Annotated in this window: 14 protein-coding genes; 3 read left to right on the top strand and 11 right to left on the bottom strand. The window is 63.7% G+C overall.

Annotated elements, in window-relative coordinates; all coding sequences use genetic code 11:
- Nucleotides 1-6: 6 nt before the first annotated feature.
- A complete protein-coding gene (locus PC358_RS15285; RefSeq protein ID WP_033700905.1) occupies nucleotides 7-3,072 on the top strand; it encodes an efflux RND transporter permease subunit in 3,066 nt (1,021 codons plus the stop codon).
- A 76-nt stretch (nucleotides 3,073-3,148) separates the two neighbouring features.
- Here the strand turns inward: PC358_RS15285 and PC358_RS15280 are convergent, their stop codons facing one another.
- The 3 genes from PC358_RS15280 to plsB form a co-directional block, all read right to left on the bottom strand.
- Nucleotides 3,149-3,838: a DUF4197 domain-containing protein gene (locus tag PC358_RS15280; RefSeq protein WP_033700903.1), complete on the bottom strand. Its 690-nt coding sequence runs from the start codon at nucleotides 3,836-3,838 to the stop codon at nucleotides 3,149-3,151.
- A 33-nt stretch (nucleotides 3,839-3,871) separates the two neighbouring features.
- On the bottom strand, nucleotides 3,872-4,270 hold the full coding sequence (locus PC358_RS15275; protein ID WP_033700902.1) for a YbaY family lipoprotein: 399 nt from the start codon (nucleotides 4,268-4,270) through the stop codon (nucleotides 3,872-3,874).
- A gap of 76 nt (nucleotides 4,271-4,346) precedes the next feature.
- Entirely contained in the window at nucleotides 4,347-6,833 is a 2,487-nt protein-coding gene (gene plsB / locus PC358_RS15270) for a glycerol-3-phosphate 1-O-acyltransferase PlsB (protein ID WP_033700901.1), read from the bottom strand.
- Nucleotides 6,834-7,065: 232 nt separating this feature from the next.
- Here plsB and PC358_RS15265 point away from each other — a divergent pair, with 232 nt between their 5' ends.
- On the top strand, nucleotides 7,066-7,275 hold the full coding sequence (locus PC358_RS15265; protein ID WP_027595776.1) for a cold-shock protein: 210 nt from the start codon (nucleotides 7,066-7,068) through the stop codon (nucleotides 7,273-7,275).
- Nucleotides 7,276-7,365: 90 nt separating this feature from the next.
- Here PC358_RS15265 and PC358_RS15260 read toward each other — a convergent pair whose 3' ends face one another.
- The 4 genes from PC358_RS15260 to PC358_RS15245 form a co-directional block, all read right to left on the bottom strand.
- On the bottom strand, nucleotides 7,366-7,743 hold the full coding sequence (locus tag PC358_RS15260) for a hypothetical protein (protein WP_033700900.1): 378 nt from the start codon (nucleotides 7,741-7,743) through the stop codon (nucleotides 7,366-7,368).
- A gap of 17 nt (nucleotides 7,744-7,760) precedes the next feature.
- Nucleotides 7,761-8,573, bottom strand: coding sequence for a putative RNA methyltransferase (locus PC358_RS15255; RefSeq protein WP_033700899.1), 813 nt, complete (start codon nucleotides 8,571-8,573; stop codon nucleotides 7,761-7,763).
- Nucleotides 8,573-9,724 (bottom strand): succinyl-diaminopimelate desuccinylase, encoded by a 1,152-nt coding sequence (gene dapE / locus PC358_RS15250; protein WP_033700897.1) that lies wholly within the window; start codon nucleotides 9,722-9,724, stop codon nucleotides 8,573-8,575. The genes PC358_RS15255 and dapE overlap by 1 nt, the downstream gene beginning before the upstream one ends.
- A gap of 93 nt (nucleotides 9,725-9,817) precedes the next feature.
- On the bottom strand, nucleotides 9,818-12,409 hold the full coding sequence (locus PC358_RS15245) for a glycosyltransferase (protein ID WP_033700895.1): 2,592 nt from the start codon (nucleotides 12,407-12,409) through the stop codon (nucleotides 9,818-9,820).
- A gap of 133 nt (nucleotides 12,410-12,542) precedes the next feature.
- Between PC358_RS15245 and tcdA the strand changes: the two genes are divergently transcribed.
- Entirely contained in the window at nucleotides 12,543-13,352 is an 810-nt protein-coding gene (tcdA, locus tag PC358_RS15240) for a tRNA cyclic N6-threonylcarbamoyladenosine(37) synthase TcdA (RefSeq protein ID WP_033700894.1), read from the top strand.
- A gap of 120 nt (nucleotides 13,353-13,472) precedes the next feature.
- Here the strand turns inward: tcdA and PC358_RS15235 are convergent, their stop codons facing one another.
- The 4 genes from PC358_RS15235 to PC358_RS15220 all read right to left on the bottom strand — a co-directional run bounded on the left by PC358_RS15235 (nucleotide 13,473) and on the right by PC358_RS15220 (nucleotide 16,588).
- Entirely contained in the window at nucleotides 13,473-13,883 is a 411-nt protein-coding gene (locus PC358_RS15235; RefSeq protein WP_033700893.1) for a SufE family protein, read from the bottom strand.
- Nucleotides 13,880-15,085, bottom strand: coding sequence for a cysteine desulfurase (locus PC358_RS15230; protein WP_033700892.1), 1,206 nt, complete (start codon nucleotides 15,083-15,085; stop codon nucleotides 13,880-13,882). The genes PC358_RS15235 and PC358_RS15230 overlap by 4 nt, the downstream gene beginning before the upstream one ends.
- 78 nt (nucleotides 15,086-15,163) lie before the next feature.
- Complete coding sequence (gene dapD / locus PC358_RS15225; RefSeq protein WP_033700891.1) at nucleotides 15,164-16,198, bottom strand: 2,3,4,5-tetrahydropyridine-2,6-dicarboxylate N-succinyltransferase; 1,035 nt, start codon at nucleotides 16,196-16,198, stop codon at nucleotides 15,164-15,166.
- A 42-nt stretch (nucleotides 16,199-16,240) separates the two neighbouring features.
- Nucleotides 16,241-16,588 (bottom strand): ArsC family reductase, encoded by a 348-nt coding sequence (locus tag PC358_RS15220; RefSeq protein WP_077068598.1) that lies wholly within the window; start codon nucleotides 16,586-16,588, stop codon nucleotides 16,241-16,243.
- Between the last annotated feature and the right edge of the window lie 305 nt (nucleotides 16,589-16,893).

The raw sequence follows: 16,893 nt of genomic DNA, 5'->3' as shown, positions 1-16,893 counted from the left end.
GTCCCGATGGGTTTCAACCTTTCCGCCTGGGCGCTGCGCAATCGCCAGATCGTACTGTTCCTGATGATCCTGCTGGCTGCCATTGGCGCCATGTCCTACACCAAGCTGGGCCAGAGCGAGGACCCGCCGTTCACCTTCAAGGCCATGGTCGTGCGCACCGTGTGGCCCGGCGCCACCGCCGAGGAAGTGTCGCGCCAGGTCACCGAGCGTATCGAGAAGAAGCTGATGGAGACCGGCGAGTACGAGAAGATCGTCTCGTTCTCCCGCCCGGGCGAGTCGCAGGTGACCTTCATGGCCCGCGACTCGCTGCATTCCAAGGATATCCCGGAGCTGTGGTACCAGATCCGCAAGAAAGTCGCGGACATCCGCCACACCTTGCCGCCGGAAATCCAGGGCCCGTTCTTCAATGACGAATTCGGCACCACGTTCGGCAATATCTATGCGCTGACCGGCACGGGCTTCGACTATGCGGTGCTCAAGGACTACGCCGACCGCATCCAGATCCAGCTGCAGCGGGTCAAGGATGTGGGCAAGGTCGAGCTGGTCGGGCTGCAGGACGAGAAGGTCTGGATCGAGCTGTCCAACCTCAAGCTGGCGACCCTCGGCGTGCCACTGGAAGCCGTCCAGCAGGCCCTCCAGGAGCAGAACGCGGTCAGCACGGCGGGCTTCTTCGAGACGCCCAGCGAGCGCCTGCAACTGCGGGTCAGCGGCCGCTTCGACAGTGTCGAGCAGATTCGTCAGTTCCCGATTCGGGTGGGCGATCGCACCTTCCGCATTGGTGACGTAGCCGAGGTGCACCGCGGCTTCAACGACCCGCCCGCGCCGCGCATGCGCTTCATGGGTGAAGACGCCATCGGCCTGGCCGTCTCGATGAAGGACGGCGGCGACATCCTGGTGCTGGGCAAAGCCCTGGAGGGCGAGTTCGAGCGCCTGGCGCGCAACCTGCCGGCCGGTATGGAGCTGCGCAAGGTCTCTGACCAGCCGGCTGCAGTCAAGGCCGGCGTCGGTGAGTTCGTCCAGGTACTGGTCGAGGCGCTGGTCATCGTCCTGCTGGTGAGCTTCTTCTCTTTGGGCTTGCGCACCGGGCTGGTGGTGGCATTGGCCATTCCGTTGGTACTGGCCATGACCTTTGCCGCCATGCACTACTTCGGCATCGGCTTGCACAAGATTTCGCTCGGTGCGCTGGTGTTGGCGCTGGGCTTGCTGGTGGACGACGCGATCATTGCCGTGGAGATGATGGCGATCAAGATGGAGCAGGGCTACGACCGGTTCAAGGCGGCCAGCTACGCCTGGACGAGCACGGCCTTCCCCATGCTGACCGGTACCTTGATTACCGCTGCCGGCTTCTTGCCGATTGCCACGGCGGCGTCGAGCACGGGCGAGTACACCCGTTCGATCTTCCAGGTCGTGACCATCGCGCTGCTGACCTCCTGGGTTGCGGCGGTGGTGTTTGTCCCTTACCTGGGCGAACGCCTGCTGCCGGACCTGGCCAAGCTGCATGCTGCCCGTCATGGCAGCGATGGGCATGCGCCGGACCCTTACGCCACGCCGTTCTATCAGCGCGTACGGCGTGTGGTCGAGTGGTGCGTGCGGCGTCGCAAGACAGTCATTCTGCTGACCCTCGCAGCGTTCGTCGGCAGCATCCTGCTGTTCCGCTTCGTGCCGCAGCAGTTCTTCCCGGCTTCCGGGCGCCCAGAGCTGATGGTCGACCTGAAGCTGGCCGAAGGCGCGTCGTTGTCCAATACCGCCGAGCGGGTCAAACAACTGGAGGTGCTGCTCAAGCAGCAGGATGGCATCGACAACTATGTGGCCTATGTGGGTACCGGGTCGCCGCGCTTTTACCTGCCGCTGGACCAGCAGTTGCCGGCCGCCAGCTTTGCCCAGTTCGTCGTGCTGGCCAAATCGATGGAAGAGCGCGAACGGCTGCGCAGTTGGCTGATCGATACCGTCGACCAGCAGTTCCCCGACTTGCGCGCCCGCGTCACGCGCCTGGAAAACGGCCCACCCGTGGGTTACCCGGTGCAGTTCCGGGTGACCGGCGAGCATATCGAGAAGGTGCGCGCCCTGGCCCGCGAAGTGGCCGACAAGGTGCGCGAGAACCCGCATGTGGTAAACGTGCACCTGGACTGGGAGGAGCCAAGCAAGGCGGTGTTCCTGGCCATCGATCAGGACCGCGCCCGCGCCCTTGGCGTGAGCACCGCGCACCTGTCGAGCTTCTTGCGCAGCTCGCTGACCGGCACCACGGTCAGCCAGTACCGCGAGGACAACGAACTGATCGAGATCCTGCTGCGCGGCACGCAGAAAGAGCGTGGCGACCTGGCTAACCTGGGCAGCCTGGCGCTGCCCACCGACAACGGCCAGAGCGTGGCGCTGTCGCAGGTAGCGACCCTGGAGTACGGCTTCGAAGAAGGCATCATCTGGCACCGCAACCGCCTGCCAACGGTGACCGTGCGTGCCGACATCTACGATAAGGAGCAGCCGGCGACCCTGGTGCGACAGATCGAGCCGACGTTAAGCGACGTCAAGGCCAAACTGCCGGATGGCTACCTGCTTGAGGTGGGCGGTACTGTGGAAGATTCCGAGCGCGGTCAGAAATCGGTGAATGCCGGTATGCCGCTGTTCATCGTGGTGGTGTTGAGCCTGTTGATGATCCAGTTGCGCAGTTTCTCGCGCACGGTAATGGTGTTCCTTACCGCGCCCCTGGGGCTGATTGGCGTGACCTTGTTCCTGCTGGTGTTCCGCCAGCCGTTCGGCTTCGTGGCCATGCTCGGCACCATTGCCCTGGCCGGGATGATCATGCGCAACTCGGTGATCCTGGTGGATCAGATCGAACAGGACATCGCCTCGGGGATGGAGCGTTGGCAGGCGATCATCGAGGCTACGGTACGGCGCTTCCGGCCGATCGTGCTGACGGCACTGGCGGCGGTGCTGGCGATGATCCCGTTGTCGCGTAGCGTGTTCTATGGGCCGATGGCGGTGGCGATCATGGGCGGGTTGATCGTTGCGACGGCGTTGACGTTGCTGTTCTTGCCGGCGTTGTATGCGGCGTGGTTCAGGGTCCGGAAGGGCTGAGGCCGCTGGGAGGGCTTTGCCCTCCTTTCGCGACACAAGGCCGCTCCTGCGCAGGAGCGGCCTTGTCGTCTTGGCATCACAGTGCGCCAAATACCTTTTTGGCCAGGCTGGTAGCGGCCTCGGCCGGGTTCTGGCGAATGCTCTGCTCCTGCTTGGCGATCATTTCAAACAGGCCATCCAGGGCCTTTTCGGTCACGTAGCTCTCGACATTGGCGCTCTTGGCACTGCCCAGCCCCAGGGCTGAAGCTTGACCGGCAAAGTTGTTGTATTGCTGAACCACACCAACCTTGTCGGTCGCTGCCTTGACGATCGGCAGGAACTTGGCGCGGATCTGCTCGCGGCTGCTCTTGTTCAGGTACTGGGTGGCAGAGTCGTCGCCACCGCTGAGGATGCCCTTGGCATCGGTCACGCTCATGTTCTTCACCGCATCCACCAGGATTGCCTGGGCTTGCGGTACCGCCGCCTCTGCGGCCTTGTTCATGCTGTCTTCCAGGGCTGTAACCTGGTCACCCTTGCCGAACATCTTCATGGCCTTGGCGGCCTTGCCGAGGTTGCCCGGCAACTCGATGCGCACGTCCGGGTTGTTGCTGAAGCCGCCGGGGGCACTCAGCTGCTTGACGGCAATCTGCGCGCCCTGGGTCAGGGCGTCTTTCAGGCCACCGCTGGCGTCCTTCTGGGTCAGGTCGCCAAGCGACAGCGCCAGCGCGCTGGCCGACAGCAACAGGCCGGCGCACAGGGCGGTGAAACGCAGGGAGGAGCGAATCATGAAGCTTTCCTTTTGAACAGAAATAGGCGGGTATCAGCGCACGGGGTCGACTTTGACCCGTACTGGCTGCACGTCGCTGCCATCCAGCGTGACGCCGTGATGCTCGGTGTTGATGAACAGCAGCTTGCCGTCCAGTTCGATACGGGCACTCACCGCATAGCGGTGGCCAGGCTTGACCTGGGCCGGGTCGTAGGTGAGATGGAACGGCAGTGGCACGTTGCCTTTGACCGGGCCGGCCTGGCGCGCCAGGGTGACGGCAGGGGCGTCCATCAGCGACACATCCTGCAGCTCCACGCTGAGGGTGGCGGTGGGCGGCAGGGCGATGCGCTGCAGGTAGAAGACTTCACCCTCAAGGCTCGCCTGGGGCGACGGGGTGTGGCTGGAGCAGGCTGCGAGCAGGGATGCACAACACAGCATTACGAGCTTTTTCATGGAATCTCCGTTGTCCGTGGCGTTGGCTTGTGGCCAACGCCAAGGACTTTAACGGATTTGCGCGGTAGATGAAGCCTTAGAGGGCCGAAGTTTCCAGGGCATCGTCGCGATGCAAGGCTACCTGGCGGATCGACAGCCGCAGCTCTGCCGACAGCACACGCTTGGCGACCCCTTCGGCCAGCTCGGCGAGCTTGTCGTGATAGCCCAGCTTGCCTTGCGCGTCCGCTTGCAGCACCCCTTGCTCGATCAACGTCTGGATGAAGTGGCGGAACAGGCTCTTGTCGAAGAACTCCGGGGCATTCAGGCCATGCAGGATCGACAGGCGCTGGGCCATCATCACGCAGAGGTCTTCCAGTGCTTCGGCGCTCAGGCTGTGTTGGCCGCTGTTGAGCAGCAGCGAGGTAGCCATGTAGAAGCGCTGCAGGGTCTGGGTGATGTTGCGGGCCAGCAAGGTCAGCAACACGAACGGGCGCGAGCTGGGGGCCGGGCGCAGGTATACATCGTTTTCCTGGCGCAGCAGCCCTTGCGCGACCAGCGCCGCCAGCCATTGGTCGATCACCTCGTCCAGTTGCTCGGGTGCCCAGCGCAGGAACAGCTCGGCCTGCAGGTATGGGTACAGCGCTTTGACATACTGGCCAAGCAGTTCACGGCTCATCCGCGAGCTGCTGAGGAAGAAGCTCGCCAGCAGCGCCGGCAGGGCGAAGATATGCAGGACGTTGTTGCGGTAATAGGTCATCAGCACCGCATCGGCTTCATCCAGGTACAGGATGCGGCCCAAGGCGTCCTTCTGCTCAGCCAGCAGCTTCATGCCCTTCACGTGTTCGATCAGCGCCATGCCGTCGCCTTCGGGCAAGGTGGTGTGGGGCGAATACGGTACTTGGCGCAACAGCGCCAGGTACAGGTCGAGCACGCGGCACAGGGCGCGTTCGTCGAGGGCGTGACGGCTGGTGGACAGAAGCGCCAGGGCCACCAGGTTGACCGGGTTGATCGCCGCAGCCCCATTGAGGTGGCGGGCTACGGTTTCACCCAGGCGTGTGGTGGTTTCATTCAACCAGGCTGGGCGGAACTGCGGGCCATGCTCTTGCTCGCGCCAGCCGGGTTGCTGTGCATCGAGAAAGCCGGCCAAACGGATCGGCTCGCCAAAGTTGACATAGACCTGGCCAAAACGCTGCTTGAGCGCGCTGAAGACCTTGAAGATGTCGAAGATCGATTCCTTCTTCTTGCTGGCGCCGCGCAACTCGCCCAGGTAGGTGCGGCCTTCGAGCACGCGCTCGTAGCCGATGTACACCGGCACGAAGACGATCGGCGTGCGCGAAGAGCGCAGGAAGCTGCGCAGGGTGATCGCCAGCATGCCGGTGCGCGGCTGCAGCATGCGCCCGGTGCGCGAACGGCCGCCTTCGACGAAGTACTCCACCGGGAAGCCCTTGCTGAACAGCGTGTGCAGGTACTCGTTGAACACAGCGGTATAAAGCGGGTTGCCCTTGAAGGTACGGCGCATGAAAAAGGCCCCGCCACGGCGCAGCAGGCTACCGACCACCGGCATGTTGAGGTTGATGCCGGCCGCCACGTGCGGTGGGGTGAGGCCGTTTTTGAACAGCAGGTAGGACAGCAGCAGGTAGTCGATGTGGCTGCGGTGGCAGGGCACGTAGACGACTTCGTGGCCAGGGGCGATGCCCTGCACCTGCTCGATGTGGTTGACCTTGATGCCGTCGTAGATCTTGTTCCAGAACCAGCTCAGTACCACTTCAAGGAAGCGGATCGCGGTGTAGGTGTAGTCCGAGGCGATCTCGTTGCCATAGCGCAGTGCCTGGGCTTCGGCCTTGGCCAGCGGGATGCCCTCACGCTCGGCCTCATCGCTGATGGCCTGGCGCACCTGCGGGGCATGGACCAGGCCTTTGACCAGGTTGCGTCGGTGCGAGATGTCCGGGCCGATGACTGCCGTCTTGAGGTTGCGAAAGTGCACGCGCATCAGGCGCTGGGCCATGCGCACGGTGCGTTCATGGCCTTTGTTGTGCTGGACCAGTTCGCGCAGGTGGATCGGGGCAGAGAACTGCACGCGGGTCTTGCGCCCCAGTATAAGCACGGTCAGCAGCCGGCGCAGGCGCCCGGTGACCGCCCAGCTGTCGGCGAACAGCAGCTTCCATGGGCTGGACTCACTGGCGGGGGTTTGGCCCCAGAACACGCTCACCGGGATGATCTGCGCGTCTTCCTCGGCATGCTGGCTTACCGCTGCGACCAGGCGTTCGAGGGTGGGCGGGGCGCCGCTCTTGTCCTGGCGGCCCAGCCAGTCGGGGTCGGGTGTCAGGTAGAAGAACGCCGCCGGCTCCTGCAACGTGCCCACGGCCACCGGTAGCACCGGGCGTGGCAGCCCCGCTTTGGTGCATTCGCGGTCGAGTACCGCCAGGTCAGTCAGTGAGGGCGAAGGCAGGGCATAGAACACCGGGCGGCTGCGGTCGAGCTTGAGCGTCAGCGACGACTGGTTGATGGTCTCGGAGCGCACCCACAGGTACAACAGGCGACGCAGGGCGCCGAAGATCAGGCGGCGCAGGGGGGAACGGGTCATGGGGTGTGTGCCCTGGGTATGATTTTCAGGTGAGTATCCAGCCATTTAGTCTGCCGTATGTGCGTAAGTTCAGCAAAAATCGGCAAAAAGTGGAGGTGTCATCAATTTTTTTTAATCTGTGTCATATACTCGGCCTGCCACTTGCAGGATATTTCGGCAAGCGGCGTCGGCACGTGGTGATGACTGCGTGCCTACAAGGCGATCTTCACAATAAAAATCCGGAGTAGTTCAGATGTCGTCTCGTGAGACTGGGAATGTAAAGTGGTTCAACGATGCCAAGGGCTATGGCTTCATTCAGCGCGAAGGTGGTGCGGATGTGTTCGTCCACTATCGGGCGATCCGCGGTGAGGGGCATCGTACCCTGGTCGAAGGGCAGCAGGTCGAGTACGCCTGCGTGCAGGGCCAGAAAGGCCTGCAAGCCGAGGACGTAGTAGGGCTCTGAGCCTCAAGCTTTAAGCCTCAAGCTGCAAGTGACCGTGTACTTGCAGCCTGATGCGATCCGTCTTGGCGCTTGCAACTTAAAGCTTGCCGCTCAAGAAGTGCGCCAGGTGATTTCCTCTTCACCGTCGGCGCTGATACGGACCCAGCGATCGGCATCTTCTTCACCGTCTTCCTCGACCCAGCCACCCGGTGCGCAGCGGACTTCGACGCCGAGTGCGGCGTGCGCCGCGCGGGCGCAGGCGATGTCATCAGCCCACGGGGTCTGGTCGCTTTCCAGGTAGAGGCTGTTCCATTTCCCCACAGCCTTGGGTAACCAGGTGACTGGAATGTTACCGGCCTTGCACTTGAAGGTCTGGCCTTTCTGCTGCCACTCGCTGCACGGGCCCACGGCCTGGGCCAGCCAGTCGGCAATCTGCTTGTGGTCGACGTCGGCGTCCTTCAGGTAAATCTCGATATCAGGTTGGCGCATAAGGGCTCCGGGTGTGCTCAGTCTTGGCGCACGAAATAGTCATAACGCATGGAAACCGTGACCTCGAACGGCTCGGGCTGGTCGATCACCTGTGCCCGTTTTTCGGCGCTGGCGCGCCAGCCGTGCGGGGTCATGGCCAGCAGGTCGGCGCGTGCCTTGGGCGCCGCGAGGCTCAGGCGGAACTCGAGGGTTTCGCTGTGCGCGTGAGCCATGCCCTCCGGCACCAGGGCCAGGTGCTTGTCATCGGCATACGGACGCACTTCATCGTAGAGCACTTCGCGCAGCTCCATCAGGTGGCCGCTGGTCGGGCCGACCCGCATCAAGCCGCCACCGGGGCTGAGCAGGCGTTTGGCTTCGGCCCAGTCCAGCGGGCTGAACACGCTGGCGATGAACTGGCAGCTGGCATCTGCCAGGGGCACGCGGGCCATGCTGGCGACCATCCAGGTAACCGCTGGATCACGCCGGCAGGCGCGCTTGACCGCCTCGCGCGAGATGTCCAGGGCATAGCCGTCGGCATCGGGCAGGGCGTTGGCGAGCTGCGCGGTGTAATAGCCTTCACCGCAACCGATGTCCAGCCAGGCACCGGGCTGGCGCTCGGCGGCCAGCTCGGCCAGGCGGTGGGCCACCGGGGCATAGTGGCCGGCGTCGAGGAAGTCGCGACGGGCTTCGACCATGGCCTGGTTGTCACCGGGGTCACGGCTGTTCTTGTGCTGCACCGGCAGCAGGTTCAGGTAACCCTGGCGCGCACGGTCGAAGCGGTGGCCCGCAGGGCACACCACGCCGTTGTCGAGCGGTGTCAGGGCTGCCTGGCAGAGGGGGCAGGCGAGCATCAGGCGAGCAACCGGACCAGGGTCTGGTAGTAGATCTCGGTCAGCAAGTCGAGGTCGCTGGCCAGGATCCGCTCATCGACCTGGTGAATGGTGGCGTTGACCGGGCCGAGTTCGACCACCTGGGTGCCCATGGTGGCGATGAAACGGCCGTCCGAGGTGCCGCCACTGGTGGAGGGGTGGGTATCGCGGTCGGTGACGGCCTTGATGCTGGCCGACACTGCATCGAGCAACTCGCCCGGTTCGGTGAGGAACGGCAGGCCAGACAGCGCCCACTCGACGCTCCACTCAAGCTGATGCTTGTCGAGGATCGCCGCTACCCGCTGTTGCAGGCCTTCGACGGTCGACTCGGTGGAGAAGCGGAAGTTGAACAGCGCGGTCAGTTCGCCGGGTACCACGTTGGTGGCGCCAGTGCCGGAGTTGAGGTTGGAGATCTGGAAGCTGGTCGGCGGGAAGAAGGCGTTGCCTTCGTCCCAGTGTTCGGCCGCCAGTTCTGCCAGGGCGGGGGCGGCGAGGTGAATCGGGTTGCGCGCCAGGTGCGGGTAGGCCACATGGCCTTGCTTGCCACGTACGGTCAGCTTCGCGCCCAGCGAGCCGCGGCGGCCGTTCTTGACCACGTCGCCGAGCAGGTTGGTGCTCGAAGGCTCGCCGACGATGCACCAGTCCAGGCGCTCGTTGCGCGCTTTCAGGCGCTCGACCACGGCCTTGGTGCCGTGGTGGGCCGGGCCTTCTTCGTCGCTGGTGATCAGGAAGGCGACCTTGCCGCGGTGGCCCGGGTAGTCACGCACGAAACGCTCGCTGGCCACCACCATCGACGCCAGGCTGCCTTTCATGTCGGCGGCGCCACGGCCGCAGAGCATGCCGTCGGCGTCGATCAGCGCTTCGAACGGCTCATGCTGCCACTGCTGCACCGGGCCGGTCGGCACCACGTCGGTGTGGCCGGCGAAGCACAACACCGGACCTTCCTGGTTGCCATGAGTGGCCCAGAAGTTGTCGACGTCCTCGATGCGCATGGGTTCGAGGGTGAAGCCCACGGCGCCCAGGCGATTCATCATTTGTGCCTGGCAGTCGGCATCGACGGGGGTGACCGAGGGGCGACGGATCAGGTCGCAGGCCAGTTGAAGGGTAGGCGAGAGCTCGGCAGGGGCCGTCATGGGGAACTCCGGGGCAAGGCAAGGCGGAAAAACGAGGGGCGTTATCTTATATCAAACAAGCGGGCCGATGGGGCGCAAAGCGCCCCCGGATTTTCAGGCCTGCTGTGGCTGTGCAACCTTGTCCGCAGGCTTTGGCAGCGAAGACAGCAACGCCATCACCAACGCCGCCAGATACGGCAACGACTGCACCAGCAACATCGCCACCCAGAAGCGCATGTCCGAGCTTGGCAGCCCTTGCACCAGGAAGATGCCCAGTGCGGCGCCCCAAAGCAGCAACATGATGAACAGCTCTTCACGTGCTTCGGAGAGGGCCACCAGCACCCCGTGGCTGTCGGCGTTCTTCGGCGTGCGGAAGAACGGCATGCTGCTGGTGAAGAACCCGTACAACACCGCCTTGGCGATGGTGTGCGACAACGCCAGCCCCGCCAGTGCCGCGGCGAAGGCATCCTTGAGGTTGACCCCGACCGCCCGGCGGTACAGGAAGATGATCTTGCCGACCTTGAAGAAGAACAGCGCCAGGGGCGGGATGGCGAAAATCATCAGCGGCGGGTCGACCCGGTGCGGGACGATGATCATCGCCGCCGACCACAGCAATGCGCCGACGGTGAAGAAGATGTTCATGCCGTCGGCCACCCACGGCAGCCAGCCGGCCAGGAAGTGGTAGCGCTGGCCACGAGTCAGCTCGCTGCCCTTGCCGCGCAGCAGGGCGCCGGCGTGGTGCTTGATGATCTGGATGGCGCCATAGGCCCAGCGGAAGCGCTGCTTCTTGAAGTCGATGAAGGTGTCGGGCATCAGGCCCTTGCCGTAGCTGTTGTGGGCGTAGGCGGCCGACAGGCCTTTCTCGAATACCCGCAGGCCCAGTTCGGCATCCTCGCAGATGCACCATTCGGCCCAGCCGAGTTCTTCCAGGACTGTGCGGCGGGTCATGGTCATGGTGCCGTGCTGGATGATCGCGTCACGGTCGTTGCGGGTCACCATGCCGATGTGGAAAAAGCCCTTGTATTCGCTGTAGCACAGCTTCTTGAAGGCACTTTCGTGCTGGTCGCGGTAGTCCTGCGGCGACTGCACCACGGCGATCTTCGGGTCGGCGAAATGCGGCACCATGTGCTTGAGCCAGTTGCGGTCGACGCAGTAGTCCGAGTCGATCACCGCGATCACTTCGGCGTCCTTGGCGGTGTGCGGGAGCAGGTAGTTGAGTGCGCCGCCCTTGAAACCGGCCAACGGCGCGACGTGGAAGAACTTGAAGCGCTCGCCGAGCTTCTCGCAGTGCGCCTTGAGCGGCTCCCACACGGCCGGGTCCTTGGTGTTGTTGTCGATCACCAGCACTTCATAGTCGGGGTAATCCAGCGCGGCCAGGGCGTCGAGGGTCTGCTTGACCATCTCGGGCGGCTCGTTGTAACACGGTACATGCACCGATACCTTGGGCCGGTAGGCGCTGTCGGCCTGCACCGGCAGGAACTCGCGCCGTCGCTTGTGAATCCATACCGCTTCCGCCAGTTCGTGGGCCTCGGTCATCAGCACGATGAACACGCCCAATGCCCCCAGCGCCAGCAGCACGCCGACGGTCAGGCTGAACCAGGTGCTGTATTGCTGGCTGTAGTCGTAGGCGATCCACACCAGCACCGACCCACACAGGAAGGTGATGAAAGTCAGGAAGGTGCGGCCACGCTGGCGCAAGGCCGAACCATCGATCAGCAGCACGGCCAGGGCAATCATCGCCAGTACCACCGACGCCACGGCCAGGGCCCGCCACTGCGGGATGGCGACCACGGGGCCATCGAAGTTGAACTTCTGCTGGCGTTCGGCGTTGAACACACCCCAGTAGGCGCCAACCGAACCTTCGTCGCTGGCCTTCCAAGGCTGGTCGTAGGCCTCGATGACAAAGTAGTTGTAGCCGCGGCGGTTGAGGGTGTTGACCAAGGTGCGCAGGTAGATGGCCTGGTCGGCCTGGGTGGCATCGGCACCGCCGCGCATACGGCCGTTGCTCGGCCAGCCGACTTCCGACAGCAGCAGTGGCTTGCGTGGGAACTGCTGCTTGAGCTCGCGGGCGCGGTCGAGCACGAATTCCACCGAGTCTTTCATCGGCACGAATTCCCAGTAAGGCAGGATGTGCGCGGCGATCAGGTCGACGTGCTTGGCCAGCTCCGGGTTTTCCTTCCAGATATGCCATTGCTCACTGGTGGTGACCGGCACCTTGACCGCCGCGCGTACCCGGTCCAGGTACTGGATCAAGGCTTGCGGGGTGACTTCTTCGCGGAACAGCGCCTCGTTGCCCACCACTACCCGCACCACACTGCGCGAGGTGTTGGCCAGTTCGATGGCGCTGGCGATTTCACGCTCGTTGCGCTCAAGGTCCGGGCTGATCCAGATGCCCAAGGTCACCCGCAGGCCGAATTCTTCGGCCAGGCGCGGGATATCGGCCTGGGTGCCCTCTACGGTGTAGATGCGGATGCTGTCGGTCAGCTTGCTCATCTGCTCCAGGTCCTGGCGCATCTCGTCGTCGTTGGGGTATTGGCCCTTTTGCGGGCTTTCGCCCAGACGGAACGGCGAATACGAGAAGCCGGAGATCTGTTCCGGCCAGGCAGGCGCGGACACCGGGCGGTTGATCAGCGCCCAGAACCCGGTAAATAGCGCAGCGATGGCCAGGACCACGACCAGGTTGAGGCCGAATTTGCGTGATGACATTGTCGTCCAAGTCTGTCGAATTGAGTGAATATTAAAGCAGGATTGGTAGGCACTTTCCTAACGATGGAGGCTACGGGTGCCATTGGCATATAATGCGCGCCGTTTTTTGGGGTATGAGCTTCGGGGTAGCAAGATGAGCACAGAAGATCCACGCTTTGCCGGCGTTGCCCGGTTGTACGGCGACGATGGCCTGCAACGGCTGAAGTTCGCCCATGTGGCGGTCGTCGGTATCGGCGGGGTCGGCTCCTGGGCGGCCGAGGCATTGGCCCGCAGTGGCGTGGGCGAAATTACCCTGTTCGACCTCGACGATGTCTGCGTGAGCAATACCAACCGCCAGGCCCATGCCCTGGAAGGGCAGGTGGGCAGGCCCAAGGTCGAAGTCATGGCCGAGCGCCTGCGGGCGATCAACCCGGCGTGTACGGTGCATGCGGTAGCTGACTTCGTGACCCGCGAAACCATGGCCGAGTACATCACCGAAGGGCTCGACTGTGTCATCGACTGTATCGACAGTGTCATGGCCAAGGCCGCACTGATCGCCTGGTGCAAGCGCCGCAAGATCGCCATCGTCACCACCGGTGGCGCAGGTGGGCAGATCGACCCGACGCAGATCCAGGTCGGTGACCTCAACAAGACCTTCAACGACCCGCTGGCCTCGCGGGTACGCTCGACCTTGCGCCGCGACTACAACTTCTCGCGCAATGTCAGCCGCAACTACGGTGTGCCGTGTGTGTTTTCCAGCGAGCAGCTGCGCTACCCCAAGGGGGATGGCAGCGTTTGCCTGCAGAAGAGCTTCGTCGGTGAAGGCGTGCGCCTGGACTGCTCGGGCGGGTTTGGCGCGGTGATGATGGTGACTGCGACCTTTGCCATGGTGGCGGCGAGCAAGGCCGTGGAAAAGCTGGTGGCAGGTGCCCGGCGGCCTTCGGAGCGGGTCAAGCCCGAGTAAGGCGCACGATCTGTGCAGCATTTTTCGCGGGGCAAGCCCACTCCCACAGTAGCCCGTTAACTCATTGATGAGCGGGTTCTTGTGGGAGCGGGCTTGCCCCGCGAAGCATCCAACGCCGATTCAACTGACAGAAACCAGCTCGGCCATGCGCTGCAACACCGCATGCAGCCCATTGCTGCGCGAGGGTGACAGCTGCCGTTCTAGCCCTAGCTGGTGGAACCAGGCCCGCAGATCCAGTTCAGCCAGCTCGCTGCTGGCCAAGCCCTGCACCCGCACCAGCAGCAACGCCAGCAGCCCGCGCAACAACCGTGCATCGCTGCTGGCCTTGAACTGCCACTGGCCGTCGTGCTGCTCAGCCACCAGCCATACCAGGCTTTCACAGCCATGCACGCGGTTGCGCTCGCATTTGTCCGCATCGCTCAGCGGCTCAAGCCGATCACCCCACTGCATCAGCAGCCGTGCACGTTGTTCCCAGCCACGGGCCTGTTCAAACTGTTCCAGTGCTTCGCGGGCAGGTGTCGGCACATTCATCGCAACAACTCCAGCCCTTGATCCAGCGCCTCGAAGAAGCGCTGCAGGTCATCGCTGTCGTTATACAGCCCCAGCGACACTCGAATCGCCCCCTCCAGCCCCAGCCCCTTGAGCAGCGGCATAGCGCAATGATGACCGGCACGTACGGCGATGCCTTGTTCGGTCAGCAGGTGGGCGATGTCTGCGTTATGCACCCCCTCGATGACGAAGCTGGCCAACGCCGCCTGCGGTGCACCGAGCACCCGGATGCCATCGCGGTCGGCCAGGCCACGCAGCAAGTGCTGGTGCAAGCTGGACTCATGCCGTTCGACCGCATGGGCATCGAGGCTGGCCAGGTAATCGAGTGTCGCACCCAGGCCGATAACACCTGCGATGGGCGGGGTTCCGGCTTCAAACCCCAGTGGCGCGGGGCGGAAGCTGGCGCTCTGGTACTCGGCCAGTTGCACCATTTCACCGCCAAATTGCCAGTGACGTAGCAACGCCAGCGCCTGGCTGCGGCCGTAGAGCACGCCGACACCTTCCGGGCCGTACAGCTTGTGGCTGGAAAACACGTAGTAATCGCAGGCCAACTGCTGCACATCATGACGGCCGTGCACCACGCCTTGGGCGCCATCGACCACGGTCAGCGCGCCTTGCGCCCGGGCGTGGGCCAGCAAGGCTGGCAGCGGTTGCCAGGTGCCGAGCACGTTGGACAGCTGGCTGACCGCCAGTACCCGCGTGCGTGGCCCGATCAGTTGCAGTGCCTGGTCGAGGTCGATACGTCCCTGCACGTCCAGCGGCAGAATCACCAGGCGCAGGTTGCGTCGCCGGGCCAGCTGTTGCCAGGGTAGCAGGTTGGCATGGTGCTCCAGGGCGCTGACGGCGATTTCGTCGCCGGCTTCGAAGCGGTGTTCCAGGCCGTAGGCCAGCAGGTTCAAGGCCGAGGTGGCGCCGTGGGTGAAGATGATCTGCTGCGAGTCGGCGGCATTGAGCCAGGCGGCAACCTTGTCGCGGCTGGTTTCGAACGCCTGGGTCGCCAGTGCGCCGGGCAAGTGCTGGGCACGGTGCACGTTGGCCGCGCCATGGCCGTAGTAATAGCTCAGGGCATCGAGCAGGGCTTGCGGTTTCTGGCTGGTGGCGGCGCTGTCCAGGTAGGTCTGGTGCTGCCGTTGCAGGGCGTCGATGGCGGGGAAATCGGCACGCCAGGGGGAGGGCTGGAACATGTTCGCGGGGCCTGGAATGAAAAACGGGTCTGGCATTACGCCAGACCCGATCTTATCACTTCAAACCGTGGAAGGTTCTCAGTTATGGGCGTGCAGCGCCTCGTTCAGCTCGATGGCCGACTTGTGGGTCTTGCACTCCACAGCGCCGTTCAGCGAGTTGCGGCGGAACAGCAGGTCGGTCTGGCCGGCCAGGTCGCGGGCCTTGACCACTTTGACCAGCTCGTTGTGCTCGTCCAGCAGGTTCACCTTGGTGCCGGCAGTGATGTACAGGCCGGCTTCGACGGTGTTGCGGTCGCCCAGCGGGATGCCGATACCGGCGTTGGCGCCGATCAGGCAGCCTTCGCCAACTTTGATGACGATGTTGCCGCCGCCGGACAGGGTGCCCATGGTCGAGCAGCCGCCGCCCAGGTCCGAACCCTTGCCGACGAACACGCCTGCCGACACGCGGCCTTCGATCATGCCCGGGCCTTCGGTGCCGGCGTTAAAGTTGACGAAGCCTTCGTGCATGATGGTGGTGCCTTCGCCGATGTAGGCGCCCAGGCGCACACGGGCGGTGTCGGCGATGCGCACGCCGGCCGGGACCACGTAGTCGGTCATTTTCGGGAACTTGTCTACCGAGAACACTTCCAGCAGCTCGCCCTTCAGGCGCGCTTCCAGTTGCAGTTGGGCCAGCTCGGCCAGGTCGACGGCGCCCAGGTTGGTCCAGGCAACGTTCGGCAGCAGCGGGAAGATGCCGGCCAGGCTCACGCCGTGCGGCTTGACCAGGCGGTGCGACAGCAGGTGCAGCTTGAGGTAGGCCTCTGGGGTCGAGGTCAGCGCTGCGTCTTCGGCCAGCAAGGTGGCGACCAGCGGCTTGTGGCTTTCGGCCAGGCGGGTCAGCAGGGCGGCCTGGGTGGCATCGACACCTTTCACGGCTTCGGCCAGTTGCGCTGCTTGCCCGTTGCTGAACGCAATGGCCTGGTTACCGCCTTCGTAGCCCAGGATCGGGGCAACGGCGGCGATCAGGTCGGCGCTTGGGTTGACCAGAGGTTGGGCGTAGAAGACTTCCAGCCAGGTACCCTGGCGGTTCTGGGAGCCGACACCGAAGGCCAGGCTGAACAGAGTATTGGACATGTGATTACCTCGTGCGAAATAGGGTATTGAGCGGTGATGGGCTCAGGCCAGTGCGGCGGCGTACAGGTCCGGCTTGAAGCCGACCAATGTGCGCGTGCCAAGGTCGAGTACCGGACGCTTGATCATCGACGGCTGGGCCAGCATCAGTTCGACGGCCTTGGCTTGGTCGATGTCGGCCTTGCTGGCGTCGTCGAGCTTGCGGAAGGTGGTGCCGGCACGGTTGAGGATGACTTCCCAGCCGTGTTCGTCGCACCAGCGGTTCAGGCTGTCACGGTCGATGCCTTGGGTCTTGTAGTCGTGGAATTCGTAGCCGATGGCTTTGTCTTCGAGCCAGGTGCGCGCCTTTTTCATGGTGTCGCAGGCTTTGATGCCGTAGAGCGTGTAGGTCATTGTGTACATTGAGGCCACAGGCTGCCCCAATCTCTCCATTTTCGAATGTCAGTCGCGGGATTATGCGTGAACGATGTGGTGAGCGCCACGGGGTGTGGGCGAATGGGGGGTATAGGGTAAGGTTCGGGTTTTTTGGCGCCTATGAAATCGAGCGCCGCCCGCGCGGCGCTCGATCTCACAGGCGCCAGAGCTCTGCCGCCATGCCCCCATCGCGCAAACACACGCAGCATTGTGTTACATATTCATGTGCCACTTGCGACTATGGTGCAGCGGTCCAGAATCCCCACTCGCCGCTAACATATTGT

It is taken from the genome of Pseudomonas capeferrum, assembly GCF_000731675.1.
Classification (GTDB): domain Bacteria; phylum Pseudomonadota; class Gammaproteobacteria; order Pseudomonadales; family Pseudomonadaceae; genus Aquipseudomonas; species Aquipseudomonas capeferrum.
The sequence above is the reverse complement of the archived record's forward strand: the minus strand, read 5'-3'. Positions and strand labels throughout refer to the sequence as shown.